We start from the raw sequence: 18,381 nt of genomic DNA on the forward strand, positions 1-18,381 counted from the left end.
CATGATCGATGATCGCCGCCGGCTCACCGACGAGGGACACGAGGCGCTTCGCGCAGGGAAGTCGAAGGTCCGGCGGCCGGGCCGCGCCGGGCCGGGCCGCGCCGGGCCGGGCCGCGCCGGGCCGGGCCGCGCCGGGGCCGGGCCAGGGCGGGGCGGGGATCGGGTGGGGGAGGGTCAGGGGGTGGCGAGGGGGGCGGTCAGGGCGTCGGTCAGGGTGGCGAGATCCTGCGGGGACAGCTCGACCTGGAGGCCGCGCCGGCCGGCCGAGACGTACACGGTCTCGTGCCGCAGCGCCGTCTCGTCGAGCACCGTCGGGAGCCGCTTGCGCTGCCCCAGCGGGCTGATGCCGCCCCGGACGTACCCGGTGGCGCGCTCGGCGACCGCGCGGTCCGCCATCGCGGCGCGCTTGCCGCCGAGGGCCGCGGCGAGGGCCTTGAGGTCCAGGTCGCCGGTGACCGGAACCACCGCCACCGCGAGCGCACCGTCGACCTCGGTGACCAGCGACTTGAACACGCGCTCCGGCGGCACCCCGAGGGCCGCCGCCACCAGGGCGCCGTAGTTCGGCGCGTCGGGGGAGACGTCGTACGGATGAGTGCGGTGCGCCACCTTCCGCTTCGTCAGCAGCGCCGTCGCCGGAGTGCCCTGTCCCGCCACGATCGTCAACCTAGCCGCGCCCCCGCCGACCGGCCAGCGGGAATCGCCGCCGCGTCACGCGGGACCGGAGGGCAGGGTCGCGTCACGCCGCGACCGGGCGGCAGGGTCGCGTCACGCCGCGACCGGGCGGCAGGGTCGCGTCACGCCGCGACCGGGCGGCAGGGTCGCGTCACGCCGCGACCGGGCGGCAGGGTCGCGTCACGCCGCGACCGGGCGGCAGGGTCGCGTCACGCCGCGACCGGGCGGCACACCAGCACCGTCGGTGCCCCGGCCACCCGCGTCAGCACCAGGCTCGCCGCCTCGCCACCGGCCAGCCGCAGGTCTCGGCGGAGCTTCTCGGGTTCCAGTGCCGAGCCGCGCTTGAGGATCTCGACCCGCCCCACGCCGCGCTCCCGCAGCAGCGTGCGCAGCCGCTTGAGCGAGAACGGCAGCGTGTCGGTGACCTCCAGGCAGCGCGCGAAGGGCGTCGCGGTCGGACTGTCGGCGTACAGGTAGGCGATGCTCGGGTCGGCGAGCGTGGCGTCGAGGTCGGCGGCCAGCTCGGCGACGAGGTGCGCGCGGACCACCGCCGCGTCGGGGTCGTACAGGTAGCGCCGCACCGGGCCGACCGCCGCCTCCTCCAGCCCGGAGCCGGTCAGCTGATAAGAGGGGGCCCTTCCTCTACCGGAGGCGTTAACAGGGGGCCCTTCCTTCACGATGGTGGCGCGGCGCGGGACTTCGGCGAGGGTGCCGCACCAGAGGGCCGCCTCGACGAGGTCGCCGTCGACGCTCACCCACTCGGCCTCGGCGCCGGCCGGGATCAGCGCGTGGTCCAGGCCGGGGGCCACCTTCACCACGGTGCGCGGCACCCGTTCGGCCAGCCCGGTGACGAAGTCCCACGGCGGCGAGTAGGCGTTCGGGTCGAAGATCCGCCGGCCGGTGCCGGCCTTCCGTCGCGCCGGGTCGCAGAACACCCCGTCGACGGTGGACACGTCGAACGCGGTGGCGTCCCCACACTCCACGGTGAACCGATCCGCCAGCCCGGCCGCCTCGGCGTTCGCGGCGGCCATCGCGGCGGTCAGCGGGTCGGCCTCCACCCCGTACACGCGGATGCCGGCGCTGGCCGCGGCGAGCGCGTCGGCGCCGAGGCCGCACCCGAGGTCGGCCAGGCGGGTCACTCCGGCGGCGTGCAGACGGGCCGCCCGCCGGGCCGCGACGACGCCGCGGGTGGCCTGCTCCAGGCCGGGGCGGGTAAGGAACATGCCGGCCGCGGCGGGGCCGAACTTGCCGACCGCGCGGCGGCGCAGCTCGGCCTGGGTGAGCGCGGCCGAGGCCAGTTCCGCCGGGATGCCACCGGACCGCAGCGCGGCCACCGCCGTCAGTGGATCGCCGCCGGCCACGCGCGCGGCCGCGTCCAGCGCGGCCGACCCCTCCGGCGTACGCAGTGCCGCCAGCTGTTCCAGGTTCACCCGCTCATTGTCCCGGCCCCGGTCGGGCTGCCCGGACGGCGGTGTCAGCGACCGGTGGGAAGGGCGGCGACGAAGTCCCGCCAGGTGGCCGGAGTGAACGTCAGCACCGGCCCGGTCGGGTCCTTGCTGTCCCGGACGGCGACCACGTCGGGCAGGTTGTCGGCGACCTCGACGCAGGCGCCGCCGTTGTTGTTGCTGCGGGTGGACTTGCGCCAGGCGGCGCGGGTCAGGTCCATGTCTTCGCCACTTCCTCGATCAGGCGGGCGGACTGCCGGCGCGGCAACGCCTCACCGGTCACAGCCTCCCAGCGCCGTCCCAGCCTGGCAAGGTCGTTCGGACCGTCCACGGTGTGTCCCCGGAGCTGGTTGTCCAGGTGCGCCACCTCGGTGCCGTCGCCGAGTCGGGCGAGGATGAACGGCCCGGAGAGGCCGGTGTACCAGGGCGTGTCTGCGGGAACGATCCGCACCTGCACGTGCGGCTCGGCACCGATGGTCCGCAGGTGGTCCAGCTGCTCCCGCATCGTCGTCCGGTCGCCGACCAGCCGGCGCAGCACCTGCTCGTCCATCACGGCGACCAACTGCGGGGGTTCGACGCGGGTCAACACCGTCTGTCGGGCCATCCGGGCCAGCACCCGCTCGTCGATCTCGTCGTCGGTCAGCAACGTGCCGGCCCGGAGCATCGCCCGCGCGTACGCCTCGGTCTGCAGCAGCCCGGGGACCACCGTCGGGTCGTACCACCGCAGGGCCGTGGCCTCCCGTTCCACCTCCTCCCACGGGCGGAACCAGTCCGGTGCGGCGTGCAGCCGGATCAGCTCCAGCAGGCTGACGAAGAGACCGCCGGTCTCCAGCACCGTGTCGACCCGGGCCAGGTAGTCCGGGCCCAGCGGCTTGTGCCCGACCTCGACGGCGCTGACCGCCGACGACGAATAGTTGATCAGCCTGCCCAGCTCCTCCTGGCTGAGGCCGCGTGCCTGCCGGGCCCGGCGCAACTGGTCGCGCAGGAACCCCAGGGTTGGTACGTCGCTCATCCGCCCGTCCTCCATGTGCCGACTGGTGTCGGAACGTAGGCGCGCGGTCACGGACGCGGAAGCGAGTGTCGGCGTGTCGCGGTGAAGAGTGGCGGAGGAGTGGCGACACGGAGCGCCGACCGTTGGCACTCTCCTTGACGGAGTGCTAGCCGAGGAATAACCTGCGATTAGCACTCTCACCCTGAGGGTGCCAACTTCCGGGCCCCGTGCCCGGCGGTTGAACGCCAGGCGGACCGGCACCCGCGACGACGGCCCCGCCCGGTGGCATGTGGCAGATTGACGCTGGTCGGCTCCGGCCGACCGGTAACGAAACCAGTACCCCAGGAGGGTATGCCCGTGACTACCGCGACCAAGGTTGCGATCAAGCCGCTCGAGGACCGGATCGTGGTCCAGGCGAACGAGGCTGAGACCACCACGGCGTCGGGCATCGTGATCCCCGACACCGCCAAGGAGAAGCCGCAGGAGGGCACCGTCCTCGCTGTCGGCCCGGGCCGGATCGACGACAACGGCAACCGCGTGCCGCTCGACGTGAAGGTCGGCGACACCGTTCTCTACTCGAAGTACGGCGGCACCGAGGTCAAGTACGCCGGCGAGGAGTACCTGGTGCTCTCCGCCCGCGACGTCCTCGCGGTCATCGAGAAGTAAGCAACCGATCAGTGTCGTTGCCCCGGTCCGGCTCGCCGGGCCGGGGCAACGTCGCTTCGAAGGGACATTCATGGCGAAGATCCTGAGCTTCTCGGACGACGCCCGGCACCTGCTGGAGCACGGTGTCAACGCCCTCGCGGACGCGGTCAAGGTCACCCTCGGCCCGCGCGGGCGCAACGTCGTCCTGGACAAGAAATTCGGTGTGCCCACGATCACCAACGACGGCGTGACCATCGCCAAGGAGATCGAGCTCACCAACCCGTACGAGAACCTTGGCGCGCAGCTGGTCAAGGAGGTGGCGACCAAGACCAACGACGTCGCCGGCGACGGGACCACCACCGCCACCGTGCTGGCCCAGGCCATGGTCCGCGAGGGTCTGCGCAACGTGACCGCCGGCACCAACCCGGCCGGCCTGAAGCGGGGTGTCGACGCGGCGGCCGCCAAGGTCTCCGAGGCGCTGCTCGCCAAGGCCGTCGAGGTCTCCGACAAGGAGTCGGTCGCGCAGGTCGCGACGATCTCCGCGCAGGACGCCACGATCGGTGAGCTGATCGCCGAGGCGATGGAGAAGGTCGGCCGCGACGGTGTCATCACCGTCGAGGAGGGCTCCACGCTGACCACCGAGCTGGAGGTCACCGAGGGTCTCCAGTTCGACAAGGGCTTCATCTCGCCGAACTTCGTCACCGACGTGGAGGGGCAGGAGGCGGTCCTCGAGGACCCGTACATCCTGATCACCACCCAGAAGATCTCGGCGATCGAGGAGCTGCTGCCGCTGCTGGAGAAGGTCCTCCAGAACAGTAAGCCGCTGCTGATCATCGCCGAGGACGTGGAGGGCCAGGCGCTCTCCACCCTGGTGGTCAACTCGATCCGCAAGACCATCAAGGTCTGCGCGGTCAAGGCCCCGGGCTTCGGCGACCGCCGCAAGGCGATGCTCCAGGACATGGCGATCCTGACCGGCGCCGAGCTGGTCGCCCCGGAGCTGGGCTACAAGCTCGACCAGGTCGGCCTGGAGGTGCTCGGCACCGCTCGGCGCGTCGTGGTCGACAAGGAGAACACCACCGTCGTCGACGGCGGCGGTCAGTCCGCCGAGGTCGCCGACCGGGTCTCCCAGATCCGCAAGGAGATCGAGGCCTCGGACTCCGAGTGGGACCGGGAGAAGCTCTCCGAGCGGCTGGCCAAGCTCTCCGGCGGCATCGCCGTCATCAAGGTGGGCGCGGCGACCGAGGTCGAGATGAAGGAGCGCAAGCACCGCATCGAGGACGCCATCGCCGCGACCAAGGCCGCGGTCGAGGAGGGCACCGTCCCCGGCGGCGGCGCCGCCCTGGTCCAGATCCGGTCGGTGCTCGACGACGACCTCGGCTTCACCGGTGACGAGAAGGTGGGTGTCTCGATCGTGCGCAAGGCGCTGGTCGAGCCGCTGCGCTGGATCGCCCAGAACGCCGGCCACGACGGTTACGTCGTGGTGCAGAAGGTCGCCGACAGCCAGTGGGGCCACGGCCTCAACGCCGCCACCGGCGAGTACGTCGACCTGGCCAAGGCCGGCATCCTCGACCCGGTGAAGGTGACCCGCAACGCGGTCTCCAACGCCGCGTCGATCGCCGGTCTGCTGCTCACCACCGAGAGCCTCGTGGTGGAGAAGCCGGAGAAGGCGGAGCCGGCCGGCGCCGGTGGTCACGGCCACTCGCACGGCCACGGCCACCAGCACGGTCCGGGTTTCTGACCCTCGCCGTACGCCTCGTCGGGGCGCGTCGCCGGTACACGGCGGCGCGCCCCGACGCCGTTCAGGGGCCCGGCTGCTTACGGAACGCTGACGCGACTGGCCGAGGTGTCCCGTGGTCGGAAAGACTGGTCCGATGAGCACCACGACACCCCGGTACGCCGCCCTGGCCGGGCTCACCGCCGCCGCGGTGGCGATCGGCTCCGCCGAAGTCGTGGCGGTGCTGACCGGCCCCCGCTCAGCGCCGCTGGTCGCGGTCGGGGGACTGGTCGTGGACACCGTGCCCGAGCCGCTCAAGCAGTTCGGCATCGCGCTCTTCGGTACGTACGACAAGATCGCTCTTCTGGTGGGGACGGCGCTGCTGCTCGGCGCGTTCGCCGCGCTGCTCGGCGTCCTGGCGCTGCGCCGGCTGTGGGTGGGCCTGGCCGGCATCGCGGCCTTCGCCGCCCTCGGCGTGGCCGCCGCCCTGACCCGGGCCGGCGCGAATGCCGCCGATGCCCTGCCGTCGCTGGTCGGCGCCGGGTTGGGTGCCGTGGTGCTCTGGGCGTTCGTCGCGGGCCCCCTGGAGCTGGACCCCTGGCCCTGGACCTCGCCGGCCCCCTCGCCGGCCCCCTCGCCGGCCCCCGCGCCGGCCCCCGCGCCGGCTGCCTCGCCGGGGGCCGAGGAGGCGCCGGTGGTCGCGGTCGGTGCCGGGCCGGCGGAGGTACGGGCCACGGACCCCGAATCGCGGCGGCGCTTCCTCACCTCGACGGCGGTGCTGCTCGGGGCGGCCGGCGCGGCCGGTCTCGGCGGTCGCTGGCTGGCCGGCCAACGGGGCGTCTCGGCGGCCCGGACGGCGGTGGCGCTGCCCACGCCGTCGTCGGTCGCGTCGCCGGTCCCGGCGGCGGCCGACCTGAAGCTCGCCCAGCTCGCGTCCTACGTGACGCCCAACTCCGGCTTCTACCGCATCGACACGGCTCTGGTCGTGCCGCAGGTCGACCCGACCACCTGGGAGCTGCGCATCCACGGCCGGGTTCGCAACCCGATCACACTGACCTTCGACGACCTGCTCGCCCGGCCGATGGTCGAGCGCCACATCACCCTGGCCTGCGTGTCCAACGAGGTGGGCGGCGACCTGATCGGCAACGCCCGCTGGCTGGGGGTGCCGATCCGCGAGCTGCTGGACGAGGCGCAGCCGGAGGACGGCGCCGACCAGGTCGTCGGGCGGTCCGTCGACGGGTGGACGTGCGGCACCCCCACGGCGGTGCTGCGCGACGGGCGGGACGCGCTGCTGGCGGTCGGCATGAACGGCGAGCCGCTGCCGGTCGAGCACGGGTTCCCGGTGCGGATGGTGGTGCCGGGCCTCTACGGCTACGTGTCGGCCTGCAAGTGGGTGACCGAGCTGGAGCTGACCAGTTTCGCGGACTTCGACGCGTACTGGGTACCGCGCGGCTGGTCCGCCCAGGGACCGATCAAGACGCAGTCCCGGATCGACACGCCCCGCCGGCGCAACCGCCTGACCGCCGGGCCGGTCACCGTGGCCGGCGTGGCGTGGGCCCAGCAGCGGGGCATCCGCCGCGTGGAGGTACGCGTCGACGAGGGCCCGTGGCAGGAGGCGGTGCTGGCGGCCACGGTGTCGGTGGACACGTGGGTGCAGTGGTCGTGGAAGTGGGACGCCACCCCGGGCGACCACATCCTCCAGGTCCGGGCGACCGACTCCACCGGTGAGACCCAGACGGAGAGGCAGGCCCCGGTCGCCCCGGACGGCGCCACCGGCTGGCACACCGTGCCGGTCAAGGTCCGCTGACCGCCCGGCGGCCCGCCCGCCCCGGCCTGCCCCGGCGACCTGCCCCGGCGGGGCGCCCCTCATGATCGACTCGATGTCGTTGACATCGGGGTGTCCGCCTCGGTCGGATGCCCCGATATCGCTGACATCGAGTTGATCTATCCGTCCGGGCGGGACCACGCAGGACGCGACGCCGCGCCCTGCGTTCGGGCGCGGCGTCGTGTGGTCTTCGGACTGTCGGGTCAGGCGACCTTGCGCTGATCCGGGACGGCCGACTTGTGTGGCCGGCCCAGGCGGGCCTCCAGGCGGGCGATGTCCACCCGGCTCTGGCGGCGGTCGGCCAGGTCCTCCCAGCCCAGCGCCAGCAGGCGGAGCCGCTCGGACTCGCTGAAGCCGCCCCAGACGCCGTACGGCTCACGGACGGAGAGGGCGTGCGCGGCGCACTCGGCCCGGACCGGGCAGGCGCGGCAGACGGCCTTCGCGCCGGACTCCCGGCGCAGGCGGGACGAGCCCCGCTCCCCGTCCGGGTGGAAGAACTGGGCGCTGTCGCGGCCCCGGCAGGCACCGAGCCGCTGCCAGTCCCACAGGTCGACGATGGGTCCGGGCAGTCTGCGTACGTTCGACATCAGCACCCCTCCTCCCGCGCGGCACCGCGGAGATCATGTGAACCGGCGTCCGGGCGGCGGTCCGCGCAGGCGCGCCGTTTCCGGCCTGACGTCCCGGTACCCCCGTCCTTCCCGACTCACACGTCTGTGATCGAAAACGTCGGAGAACGTGCGGCAAATGCCCTAGATGTCGGAAAAGTTCGGAGGATTGCCGGGAACCCCCACCCCGGCCGACCCGCTCATGGTCTGCTCGTTGGCGGAGAGGAGACCCACTGTGCGTACGGTTCTCGTGTGCGTTCGGACACCACTCGCGGCGCAGCACCTGACCTCCGCCGCGGCGCGGCTGGGACTGGCCGCGGTCGTGCGGACGGCCGTCTCCGATCCCGAGGTGATGTTGCGGTTGGCGGAGCGACCGGCCGACGTGGTGCTCGCCGACACGGCGCTCACCCGGCCGGACAGCGCCGGCTTCGTCCGGCGGGTGCTCGCCCGCGCACCGCAGGCCGCCGTGGTGCTCCTCGGGACGGAGGAGTCCGAGGCCGCCGCGGCCACCATCAACGCCGGGGCCCGGGGACTCATCCAGGGCGCCGACCACGACCTGACCAGCGCGGTGGCCAAGGCCCTGCTCCTGCTCTCCGCCCCCGGCCGCGCGGCACGACACCGGATCACCGATCCGGCCCGGGACACGGCGTCGGTCGGCGGGGCGGCACGCTCCACGCCGCCGGGCCGCACCCCGGCCGAGTCGACGCCGTGGCCGGCCGGTACGGCCGACGGCTCCGGCGCCGCGCCGGCCGTGGTGCCGGCCCAGCGGGGCGACGACCCAGCCGATCCGGCCGCCGAGCCGGAGCAGGCCACCCCCGGCGGTACGCGGAAGGGGACCACCGGTCGCAACGGCCGGTCGTCCGTCGGGCTGACCGAGCGGGAGTTGCAGGTGCTGCTCGGCATGGCCGAGGGCAAGAGCAACGCGGAGATCGGCCGCGAGTTGTTCGTGTCGGAGGACACCGTCAAGACCCACGCCCGGCGGCTCTTTCGCAAACTGGGCGCCCGCGACCGGGCCCACGCGGTCGCCGCCGGCTTCCGGGCCGGCCTGGTCGCCTGAACCCGGCGCGTCGGCGCACCGGCCCATCCGCGGCGGCGGCTCGTCTGCGGCGGCGGCGTTAAGAAGGGGCCCTTCCTCTACACCAGGCGTTAAGAGGGGGCCCTTCCTTACATCTCAACCGCTCAGTGGTCGCCGGGCTCCTCGTCGGAGTTCTCGGTCAGCGTGTCGTGCACCCCGTCGGCGTAGCCCCGCGCGTAGTCCCAGGTGACGTAGTGATCCGGGTCGGGGTCGTACGCCGGCTCGTGCACCCGGGGGCGACCGGAGCTGAGCAGGTGGCGCAGGTTGCCCCGGAGCAGGTCCCAGTCGAAGTAGTGGGGCTCCCGGCAGTCCTCGCATTCGATGACCAGCCCGCGGACCCCGATCGGCGCCAGCAGCGCCTGGTAGATCTCCAGGTCGGCGAGGTCCTCCAGCACGTCCTGCCGCTCGACGTCGGTCAGCGGGTCGAGCGGGTCGTCGCCGGGATCGTGCAGCCCCGCTGCCGGATCGGCCGGGTCGCCGTTGAACGGGTCGATGGGCTCGTCGTGCACCCCCTCACCGTAGACCCAACGCCCCGCCCACGCCCGCCCCCGGGGCGCCGGGTGACCTGCCCCGCCACCGACGGGGGACGGGCAGGCCACTGGGTACGATGGGACGACGTGCCGTCACCCGGCGTGCGCCGGTGCCCGCCCGCGCCACCTCGCTGAAGCCCGTTCGAGCAGCTCAGGAGAGCAATAGTGGATATTTCGCCCAGCACCGATCTTCCGGCCGGCGCCGACAACGGCGAGCTGGGCGGCCACCTGCCGGAGCAGCCCGCCGGCTCGGCCCGGGTGGTTCCGCTCGGCCTGACCTTCGACGACGTGCTTCTCCAGCCGGGCGAGTCGGACGTGGTGCCCAGCAGGGTCAACACCCGGACGAAGCTCACCCGCAACGTCGAGCTGTCCATCCCGCTGCTGTCCAGCGCGATGGACACGGTGACCGAGGCCCGGATGGCGATCGCCATGGCCCGCCAGGGCGGCATCGGCGTGCTGCACCGCAACCTGTCCCTCGAGGACCAGGCGCTCCAGGTCGACCTGGTCAAGCGCTCCGAGTCCGGCATGATCACCAACCCGGTGACGGCCAGCCCGGACGACACCCTCCGCGAGGTCGACGAGCTGTGCGGGCGGTACCGCATCTCCGGCGTCCCGGTGGTCGACGGCGACGGCCAGCTGGTCGGCATCGTCACCAACCGCGACATGCGCTTCGTCTCCGAGCCGGACACCCCGGTCCACGAGATCATGACCCGGACACCGCTGGTCACCGCGCCGGTCGGGGTGAGCAAGGACGACGCCCTCGCCCTGCTGCGTCGGCACAAGGTCGAGAAGCTGCCGATCGTGGACGACTCCGGTCGGCTGCGCGGCCTCATCACCGTCAAGGACTTCACCAAGAGCGAGCAGTACCCGGACGCCACCAAGGACGACGCCGGTCGGCTCCGGGTCGCCGCCGCCATCGGCGTGGGCGAGGACGCGTACAAGCGGGCCCGGGCCCTGGTCGACGCGGGCGTCGACGTGATCATCGTGGACACCGCGCACGGCCACCAGCGTGCCGTGCTGGACATGGTGCGCCGGCTCAAGAAGGACGTGACCGTCGACGTCGTCGGCGGCAACGTCGCCACCTACGCCGGGGCGAAGGCGCTCGTCGACGCCGGCGCCGACGGCGTCAAGGTCGGCGTCGGGCCGGGCGCGATCTGCACCACCCGGATCGTCGCCGGTGTGGGCGTACCGCAGATCACCGCGATCATGGAGGCGGCGCGCGCCGCGCGGCCGGCCGGTGTCCCGGTGATCGGCGACGGCGGCATCCAGTACTCGGGCGACATCGCCAAGGCACTGGTCGCCGGCGCCGACACGGTGATGCTCGGCAGCCTGCTGGCCGGCTGCGAGGAGAGCCCCGGCGAGCTGATCTTCGTCAACGGCAAGCAGTTCAAGGCGTACCGCGGGATGGGCTCGCTCGGCGCGATGCAGTCCCGGGGGCAGGCCAAGTCGTACAGCAAGGACCGCTACTTCCAGCAGGACGTGCTCAGCGACGACAAGCTGGTCCCGGAGGGCGTGGAGGGCCAGGTGCCCTACCGGGGCCCGCTTTCCCGGGTGGCCCACCAGCTGGTCGGCGGACTGCGCCTGGCGATGGGGTACGCCGGTGCGGAGAACATCCCCGACCTGCACCACCGGGGCCAGCTGATCCGGATCACCGCGGCCGGGCTCAAGGAGAGCCACCCGCACGACATCCAGATGACCGTCGAGGCGCCGAACTACCACACCCGCTGACCACCACCATCCCCCAACATCCTGGAGTCCCCCATGCGTGACGTGGTCGAGATCGGGCTGGGCAAGACCGCGCAGCGCGGCTACCACCTGGACGACATCGCCATCGTGCCGAGCCGCCGGACCCGGGACGTCGACGACGTCTCCACGGCCTGGCAGCTCGACGCGTACCCCTTCGGCATCCCCTGTGTCGGCCACCCCTCGGACGCGACGATGAGTCCCGCGTCCGCCGTGCGGCTCGGCCAGCTCGGCGGTCTCGGCGTGCTCAACGTCGAGGGCCTGTGGACCCGCTACGAGAACCCGAGCAAGGTGCTGGAGGAACTGGCCGGCCTGGACGAGGACTCCCGGGCGACCAAGCGCCTCCAGGAGGTGTACGCGGAGCCGATCCGCCCCGACCTGATCGCCGAGCGGGTGCGTGAGCTGCGCGCCGGGGGCGGCACCGTGGCGGTGCGGGTGTCCCCGCAGCACACCCTGGCGCTGGCCCCGGTGATCCTCGACGCGGGCGTGGACATCCTCGTCATCCAGGGCACCATCGTGTCGGCCGAGCACGTCTCGACCACCGACGAGCCGCTGAACCTCAAGGAGTTCATCGCCGACCTCGACCTGCCGGTCATCGTGGGTGGCTGCACGGACTACAAGACCGCGCTGCACCTCATGCGGACGGGCGCCGCCGGCGTCATCGTCGGCATCGGTGGCGACGACTGGTCCACCACCGAGTCGGTGCTCGGCATCCGGGTGCCGATGGCGACCGCGATCGCGGACGCCGCGGCGGCCCGGCGGGACTACCTCGACGAGACCGGCGGCCGGTACGTGCACCTCATCGCCGACGGCGACATCCAGACCTCCGGCGACATCGCCAAGGCGCTGGGCTGCGGGGCGGACGCGGTCATGCTCGGTGAGGCGCTGTCGCTCTGCGAGGAGGCCCCGGCCGGCGGTGCCTGGTGGCACTCCGCCGCCAGCCACCCGTCGCTGCCCCGGGGCGCGTTCGAGGTGGCCGGCGAGCCGCTCGGCTCGATGGAGCGGCTGCTCTTCGGCCCGGCCGACGAGCCGGACGGCCAGCTGAACCTCTTCGGCGGCCTGCGCCGCGCGATGGCCAAGTGCGGCTACCGCGACCTCAAGGAGTTCCAGAAGGTCGGCCTGGTCCTGGACCGCTGACCCGTTCCAAGACGCCGCACACGCACCGGTCGCGCCGCTAGGCTCGACCGGTGCGTCGTACCTCGGACCGGATCCGGCCGGCTCTCGTCGTGGCCGTCGCCGCCGCGCTGGTGGTCACCGGATGCCTCGCGTCCGACGACGACGACCGCTTCCGCCTCGGCGCCGTGGACCTCGCCGACCCGTACGTGCCGGGCAGCGGCAACGGCGGCTACGACGTCTCGCACTACCGCCTCGCCGTCGGCTACGACCCGCCGAGCGACCGGCTCACCGGCCGGGCGGTGCTCACCGCGACGGCGACGCAGGCGTTGTCCCGCTTCAACCTGGACCTCGCCGGCCTCGACGTCACCGCCGTGCGGGTCGGGAGCGCACCCGCGGAGCACCGGCGCGACGCCGACGAACTGGTGGTGACACCGGACGCGGGGATCGCGCGGGGCGGCCGGTTCACGGTCGAGGTCGACTACGCGGGCGTGCCCACCGCGAAGGCCGACGGCCAGTTGGGCAGCGGCGGGTTCCTGCACACCGCCGACGGGGCGGTCGCCCTCGGCCAGCCCTACTCGGCGGCCACCTGGTTCCCGGTCAACGACCACCCCTCCGACAAGGCCACGTACGACCTGGAGGTGACGGTCCCGGACGGGCTGGAGGCGTTGTCCAACGGCGTGCCGGGGGAACGGACCAGCGCCGGGGGGCGGACCACCTGGCGCTGGTCGGAGGCGTCGCCGATGGCGAGCTACCTGGCGTTCCTGGTGATCGGTGACTACCGGGTGTCCACCGGCACCCACGCCGGCCGGCCGATCGTCACGGCCGTACCGGCCGGCATGCCGGAGGACAGCCCGCAGGCGCGGTCGCTGGCGCGCACCGGCGAGATCGCCGACTTCCTGGCCACCCGCTTCGGCCCGTACCCGTTCGGGTCCTACGGCGGGATCGCGGTGACCGACGAGCGGATCGGGTACGCCCTGGAGACGCAGTCGCGGCCGGTCTACGGCCCGGGCTTTTTCCGGGGCGGGCGGCCCAACGTGGACGTGGTCACGCACGAGCTGGCCCACCAGTGGTTCGGCAACAGCGTGGCGCTGAGCCGGTGGAGCGACATCTGGCTCAACGAGGGCTTCGCCACGTACGCGGAGTGGTTGTGGACCGAGCACGACGGCGGGCGTACCGCGCAGCAGAGCTTCGAGCGGCAGTACGCGGTCACCGACTGGTCCCGTGCCTCGCTGGACCCGGGCCGGGCGCGGCTGTTCGGCTCGGCCGTCTACCAGCGGGGTGCGCTGGTCGTGCACGCGCTGCGTCGCACGGTCGGTGACGACGCGTTCTTCCGGATCCTGCACACCTGGACCACCGAGCGGCGGGACGGCAACGCCACCACCGACGACTTCGTGGCGCTGGCCGAGCGGGTCTCCGGGCGGTCGCTCCGGTCCTTCTTCGACACCTGGCTGACCGGGACGTCCGCCCCCGCCCTGCCGTGACCTGGAGTTGACCCAGGCTGGATAGGCTGCCCGCGTCGACACAGGCCGTCGACGCAGGGGAGGGCAGGGCGATGACGTTGTTGCGCCGGAGCGTCGGGCTGCTGATGACCGGGGTGCTCGGGGTGACCGCGTGCGGGTCGTCGCCCGAACCGACGCCGACCGCCACCAGCGCCGCTCCCAGCCCGTCCCGCCAGTTCAAGCCGGGTGCGGCCGGCGTCGGGGACCCGTACTTCCCGACCTACGGCAACGGCGGCTACGACGTCGGCCACTACGTGGTGCAGGTCCGGTACGACCCGGAGCAGGACCGGCTCACCGGCACCACCACCGTGCGGGCCGCCGCCACCGCCGACCTGTCCGCGTTCAACCTCGACCTGGCCGGCCTCACGGTGACGTCGGTCAAGGTGGACGGTGTCCCCGCGAAGCACACCCGCACCGACGACGAGCTGGTCGTCACGCCGGCCGCCGGGCTGGTCTCGGGCAACGGCTTCGTGGTCGAGGTCGCGTACGAGGGCGCGCCGGAGCCGTTGAAGAACGAGGCGCTCGGGGTCGGTGGCTGGCTGCACACCGGCGACGGAGCGATCGCCCTGGGCCAGCCGGAATCGGCGAGCACCTGGTACCCGGTCAACGACCACCCCTCCGACAAGGCCACCTACGACGTCGCGGTGACCGTGCCGCAGGGGCTGACCGCGGTGAGCAACGGCGTGCCGCAGGGAAGGAGCACCGCCGGCGGCTGGACCACGTGGAAGTGGGCGGAGCGCAGCCCGATGGCCAGCTACCTGAGCACGGTGGTGATCGGGAAGTTCCGGCTGACCCAGGCGAAGCACAAGGGACGGCCGGTGTTCCACGCGGTGACGACGTCGATCCCGCAGGGCCCGGCGGACCGGTCGATCGCCGGGACGGTGAAGGTCGCGGACTACCTGGAGAGCGTCTTCGGGCCGTACCCGTTCGAGTCGTACGGCGGCGTGGTGGTCTCCGACCCGCGGATCCGGTACGCGCTGGAGACGCAGAGCCGGCCGGTCTACTCGGCCGGGTTCTTCCGCGGCGGCGAGAACACCGGGGTCGTCGCGCACGAGCTGGCGCACCAGTGGTTCGGCAACAGCGTGGCGCTGGAGAGCTGGCAGGACATCTGGCTCAACGAGGGCTTCGCCACGTACGCGGAGTGGCTCTGGGGCGAGCACGACGGCGAGGGCACCGCGCAGGAGGCGTTCGACGCGGCGTACGCCGGCTCGTCGAGTGCGGTCTGGCGTACCCCGCCGGGAAAGCCGGGCATGGAGAACCTGTTCAGTGAGTCGGTCTACGAGCGGGGCGCGATGACGGTGCACGCGCTGCGGGTCGCCGTCGGCGACAAGGCGTTCTTCGAACTGGTGAGAACCTGGACGGCGCAGAAGCGCGACGACAACGCGACCACGGCCGACTTCGTCGCCCTGGCCGAGCGGGTCTCCGGCAAGCAGTTGGACAAGCTCTTCGACGCGTGGCTCCACGGCACCGAGCGCCCGGCCCGCCCCGAGCCGCTGTAGGTCAGCGGCGGACGCGCAGCTCGGGGTGGGCGTCGAGGTACGCCTCGGCGCGACCGGCCCGCAGCTCGGTGAGGAACGTCCGGCCGACCTGGGTCAACTGCTCGCCCCGGTAGCCGCTGCCCCGGCCGACGGAGGCGCCGGGCAGGCCCACCGCGACGAACCGGTCCGGGGACATGCCACCGAGGGCGTAGGAGATGTCGACGATGCGCGGCCCGCCGGCGTAGACGAGTGTGTCGCCAAGGGCGGCGACGACCTGTTCGACGCGGTCCGGCTGCCGGGCCAGGTCCTCGCCGAGGATCTTGGTGACCAGTGCCCTGACCAGCTGCTGCTGGTGCCGCTGGCGGGCGTAGTCGCCGCCGCTGAGGTAGCGCTGGCGGGCGTAGTCCAGCGCCTGCCAGCCGTTGAGGTGCCGGTCGCCCTTCTCGTAGACCATCTGCGGCCCGACGTACCCGCCGCCGCCCGGTGCCGGGTCCCGGTGCCGGCCGTCGGGGCGGCGGTGCAGCGACACGACCTTCTGGTCGACGTAGATGTCCACGCCGCCCAGGCTGTCCACCAGCCGGTCGAAGCCGCCGAAGGTGATGGCCGCGCCGGCGTCGATCCGCAGCCCGGTGTAGCCGCTGACCGCGCTGCGCAGCAGCTCGTACCCCTGCGCGGCGCTCGGCTCCTTCGGCTTGCCGGGGACCCGGCTGCCGTAGCTCATCGCATGGGTGAGCTTGGTCCGGCCACCCCGGTAGCCGGCCTTCGGAAAGGCGGGGATGTCGACCAGCAGGTCGCGGGGGAGCGAGAACAGGTACGCGCGGTCCAGCCCCTTCGGTACGTGCAGCACCAGGACGGCGTCGCCGTGCGGCTCCCAGCCCGGCTGGCTGACCCGGGTGTCCACACCGACCAGCAGCAGGTTCAGCGGGCCGGTGAGGTTCGCGCCCGGTGGCGGCCCGCTCGGTGAGGGCGCGGGCGGCGCGGTGGCGGTCGGTGTGCCCGCACCGGGGTCCACCGGTGCCGGGCGGCCCCCGTCGCGGTCTCCGGTCAGCCGGACCACCGCCACCGTGCCGGCCGTGAGCAGCACCGCGGCGAGGACGGCCAGGCCCAGCACCCAGCGGCGCCGCGGCGCTCCCATCCCGAGGACCATGCCCGCCCCTTTCCCCACTGACTCAACGCTCCGACACGGGCATCGGGTTGCGGTCGCCGGGTGGATCATGCACGATGCGCCGAATCGTCCCCTGGCGCAATGGCTACCAGCCGGTAATGATTCGTCCATGCGGTACGACGTGGTCGTCATCGGGTCCGGCTTCGGCGGCAGTGTCACCGCGCTCCGACTCGCGGAGAAGGGCTACCGCGTCGGGGTGCTGGAGGCCGGCCGCCGCTTCACCGACGAGGAGTTCCCCCGCACCTCGTGGCGGCTGCGCCGCTTCCTGTGGGCGCCGAAGCTCGGCTGCTACGGCCTGCAACGGATCACGCTGCTGCGCGCGGCCGACCGGAGGGCGGGCGGCGGCGTCATGGTGCTCTCCGGGGCCGGGGTGGGCGGCGGCTCCCTGGTCTACGCCAACACGCTCTACGAGCCGCTGGACGCCTTCTACGCCGACCCGCAGTGGCGGGACATCACCGACTGGCGCGCCGAACTGGGCCGCCACTACGACCAGGCGAAGCGGATGCTCGGGGTGACCACGTACCCCCGGACGACCGGTGCGGACCGGGCGATGCGCGCGGTGGCCGACCGGATGGGGGTGGGGGACACCTTCCACGCCACCCCCGTCGGAGTGCACATCGGCCGGCCCGGGGAGCGGGTCGCCGACCCGTACTTCGGTGGCGCGGGGCCGGAGCGCACCGGCTGCACCCACTGCGGCTCCTGCATGACGGGCTGCCGCCACGGTGCGAAGAACACGCTGGTGAAGAACTACCTGTGGCTCGCCGAGCGGCTCGGCGTCCAGGTCCACCCCCTGACCACGGTGACGGCGGTCCGCCCGGCCGCCGACGGGGGGTACGAGGTGCACACCGAGCGCACCGGGGCTTGGCTGCGCCGGCGACGCCAGGTGGTCCACGCCGACCAGGTGGTCTTCGCGGCCGGGGCGCTCGGCACGCAGCGGCTGCTGCACGAGATGAGGGAGACCGGCGCGCTGCCCGCCCTGTCACCCCGGCTGGGCGAGCTGACCCGGACCAACTCCGAGGCCATCCTGGGCGCCTCGGTGCCGCGGCAGCGGGCCCGGGCCGAGCGGACGGACTTCACCCAGGGCGTGGCGATCACCAGTTCGTTCCACCCCGACCCGCAGACCCACATCGAGCCGGTCCGCTACGGCCGGGGGTCGAACGCGATGGGCCTGCTCCAGTCGCTGCTGGTCGACGGCGGTCCGCACCGGGTGCGCCGGTGGTTGGGCAGCATCGCCCGGCACCCCGGCCAGGCCGCCCGGATGCTGTCCGTCCGCGGCTGGTCGGAGCGTACGGTGATCGCCCTGGTCATGCAGTCGGCGGACAACTCGCTCACCACCCGGCTCCGGCGCGGTCTCCTCGGTCGGCGGCTCGTCACGGGGCCGGGCCACGGGGCACCCAACCCGACCTGGATCCCGGCCGGCAACAACGCGGTTCGGCTGCTCGCCGAGGAGATCGGCGGCACCCCGGGCGGCGCTCTGACCGAGCCGTTCAACATCCCGATGACGGCGCACATCCTGGGCGGGGCGGTGATCGGCGCGTCCCCGGCCGACGGCGTGATCGACCCGTGGCACCGGGTGTACGGACACCCGGGGCTGCACGTGGTGGACGGCGCGGCCGTCTCGGCGAACCTGGGCGTGAACCCGTCGCTGACCATCACCGCCCAGGCGGAGCGGGCGATGTCCTTCTGGCCGAACCGGGGCGAGGAGGACCCGCGACCGCCGCTCGGCTCGGCGTACACCCGTCTGGAGCCGGTGCCACCGCGCACCCCGGCGGTGCCGGCGGACGCCCCCGGGGCCCTGCGGGGGTGACCGGCCCGACACCCGGTGCGGCCCGCCGCGCCGAGGTGTCGCCCGCCGCTGGGGGCGGCCGTGACGGTGGG

At 73.3% G+C, this 18,381-nt stretch carries 16 protein-coding genes; 9 read left to right on the plus strand and 7 right to left on the minus strand.

The window, feature by feature from the left end; translation table 11 throughout:
• Window positions 1-174: 174 nt before the first annotated feature.
• From ybaK to ACTMSW_RS22060, 4 genes are all read right to left on the minus strand, one after another.
• Window positions 175-654, minus strand: coding sequence for a Cys-tRNA(Pro) deacylase (gene ybaK / locus ACTMSW_RS22045; protein WP_441182574.1), 480 nt, complete (start codon window positions 652-654; stop codon window positions 175-177).
• A 227-nt stretch (window positions 655-881) separates the two neighbouring features.
• Window positions 882-2,102 (minus strand): THUMP-like domain-containing protein, encoded by a 1,221-nt coding sequence (locus ACTMSW_RS22050; RefSeq protein ID WP_441182575.1) that lies wholly within the window; start codon window positions 2,100-2,102, stop codon window positions 882-884.
• Between the two features lie 44 nt (window positions 2,103-2,146).
• Window positions 2,147-2,338 carry a DUF397 domain-containing protein gene (locus tag ACTMSW_RS22055; protein ID WP_441182576.1) on the minus strand — a complete coding sequence of 64 codons (192 nt, stop codon included), beginning with the start codon at window positions 2,336-2,338 and terminating at the stop codon, window positions 2,147-2,149.
• Entirely contained in the window at window positions 2,329-3,129 is an 801-nt protein-coding gene (locus ACTMSW_RS22060) for a helix-turn-helix domain-containing protein (RefSeq protein WP_441182577.1), read from the minus strand. Before ACTMSW_RS22060 ends, ACTMSW_RS22055 begins: the two co-directional genes overlap by 10 nt.
• Window positions 3,130-3,459: 330 nt before the next feature.
• Here ACTMSW_RS22060 and groES point away from each other — a divergent pair, with 330 nt between their 5' ends.
• From groES to ACTMSW_RS22075, 3 genes are all read left to right on the plus strand, one after another.
• Window positions 3,460-3,774 (plus strand): co-chaperone GroES, encoded by a 315-nt coding sequence (groES, locus tag ACTMSW_RS22065; protein ID WP_084757526.1) that lies wholly within the window; start codon window positions 3,460-3,462, stop codon window positions 3,772-3,774.
• Between the two features lie 70 nt (window positions 3,775-3,844).
• Window positions 3,845-5,491: a chaperonin GroEL gene (groL, locus tag ACTMSW_RS22070; RefSeq protein ID WP_441182578.1), complete on the plus strand. Its 1,647-nt coding sequence runs from the start codon at window positions 3,845-3,847 to the stop codon at window positions 5,489-5,491.
• Window positions 5,492-5,624: 133 nt separating this feature from the next.
• Entirely contained in the window at window positions 5,625-7,274 is a 1,650-nt protein-coding gene (locus tag ACTMSW_RS22075) for a molybdopterin-dependent oxidoreductase (RefSeq protein ID WP_441182579.1), read from the plus strand.
• Between the two features lie 221 nt (window positions 7,275-7,495).
• Here ACTMSW_RS22075 and ACTMSW_RS22080 read toward each other — a convergent pair whose 3' ends face one another.
• Window positions 7,496-7,879 carry a WhiB family transcriptional regulator gene (locus ACTMSW_RS22080; RefSeq protein WP_357041335.1) on the minus strand — a complete coding sequence of 128 codons (384 nt, stop codon included), beginning with the start codon at window positions 7,877-7,879 and terminating at the stop codon, window positions 7,496-7,498.
• 253 nt (window positions 7,880-8,132) lie between these two features.
• On the opposite strand from ACTMSW_RS22080, the gene ACTMSW_RS22085 reads away from it, so the two are divergent.
• On the plus strand, window positions 8,133-8,954 hold the full coding sequence (locus tag ACTMSW_RS22085) for a response regulator transcription factor (RefSeq protein WP_441182580.1): 822 nt from the start codon (window positions 8,133-8,135) through the stop codon (window positions 8,952-8,954).
• 122 nt (window positions 8,955-9,076) lie between these two features.
• Here ACTMSW_RS22085 and ACTMSW_RS22090 read toward each other — a convergent pair whose 3' ends face one another.
• Window positions 9,077-9,481: a DUF5319 domain-containing protein gene (locus tag ACTMSW_RS22090; RefSeq protein ID WP_441182581.1), complete on the minus strand. Its 405-nt coding sequence runs from the start codon at window positions 9,479-9,481 to the stop codon at window positions 9,077-9,079.
• 186 nt (window positions 9,482-9,667) lie between these two features.
• Here ACTMSW_RS22090 and guaB point away from each other — a divergent pair, with 186 nt between their 5' ends.
• From guaB to ACTMSW_RS22110, 4 genes are all read left to right on the plus strand, one after another.
• Window positions 9,668-11,230: an IMP dehydrogenase gene (gene guaB, locus ACTMSW_RS22095; protein WP_441182582.1), complete on the plus strand. Its 1,563-nt coding sequence runs from the start codon at window positions 9,668-9,670 to the stop codon at window positions 11,228-11,230.
• Window positions 11,231-11,263: 33 nt separating this feature from the next.
• The gene (locus ACTMSW_RS22100) at window positions 11,264-12,382 is read left to right on the plus strand and encodes a GuaB3 family IMP dehydrogenase-related protein (RefSeq protein WP_441182583.1); all 1,119 of its coding nucleotides are present in this window, start codon (window positions 11,264-11,266) and stop codon (window positions 12,380-12,382) included.
• A 50-nt stretch (window positions 12,383-12,432) separates the two neighbouring features.
• A complete protein-coding gene (locus ACTMSW_RS22105) occupies window positions 12,433-13,842 on the plus strand; it encodes a M1 family metallopeptidase (RefSeq protein WP_441182584.1) in 1,410 nt (469 codons plus the stop codon).
• A 71-nt stretch (window positions 13,843-13,913) separates the two neighbouring features.
• On the plus strand, window positions 13,914-15,359 hold the full coding sequence (locus ACTMSW_RS22110) for a M1 family metallopeptidase (RefSeq protein ID WP_441182585.1): 1,446 nt from the start codon (window positions 13,914-13,916) through the stop codon (window positions 15,357-15,359).
• Window position 15,360: 1 nt separating this feature from the next.
• Here the strand turns inward: ACTMSW_RS22110 and ACTMSW_RS22115 are convergent, their stop codons facing one another.
• On the minus strand, window positions 15,361-16,473 hold the full coding sequence (locus ACTMSW_RS22115) for an LCP family protein (protein WP_441182586.1): 1,113 nt from the start codon (window positions 16,471-16,473) through the stop codon (window positions 15,361-15,363).
• Between the two features lie 139 nt (window positions 16,474-16,612).
• Between ACTMSW_RS22115 and ACTMSW_RS22120 the strand changes: the two genes are divergently transcribed.
• Window positions 16,613-18,310: an FAD-dependent oxidoreductase gene (locus ACTMSW_RS22120; protein WP_441182587.1), complete on the plus strand. Its 1,698-nt coding sequence runs from the start codon at window positions 16,613-16,615 to the stop codon at window positions 18,308-18,310.
• The last annotated feature ends 71 nt before the right edge of the window (window positions 18,311-18,381 follow it).

The organism is Micromonospora sp. BQ11, assembly GCF_052068135.1.
Classification (GTDB): domain Bacteria; phylum Actinomycetota; class Actinomycetes; order Mycobacteriales; family Micromonosporaceae; genus Micromonospora.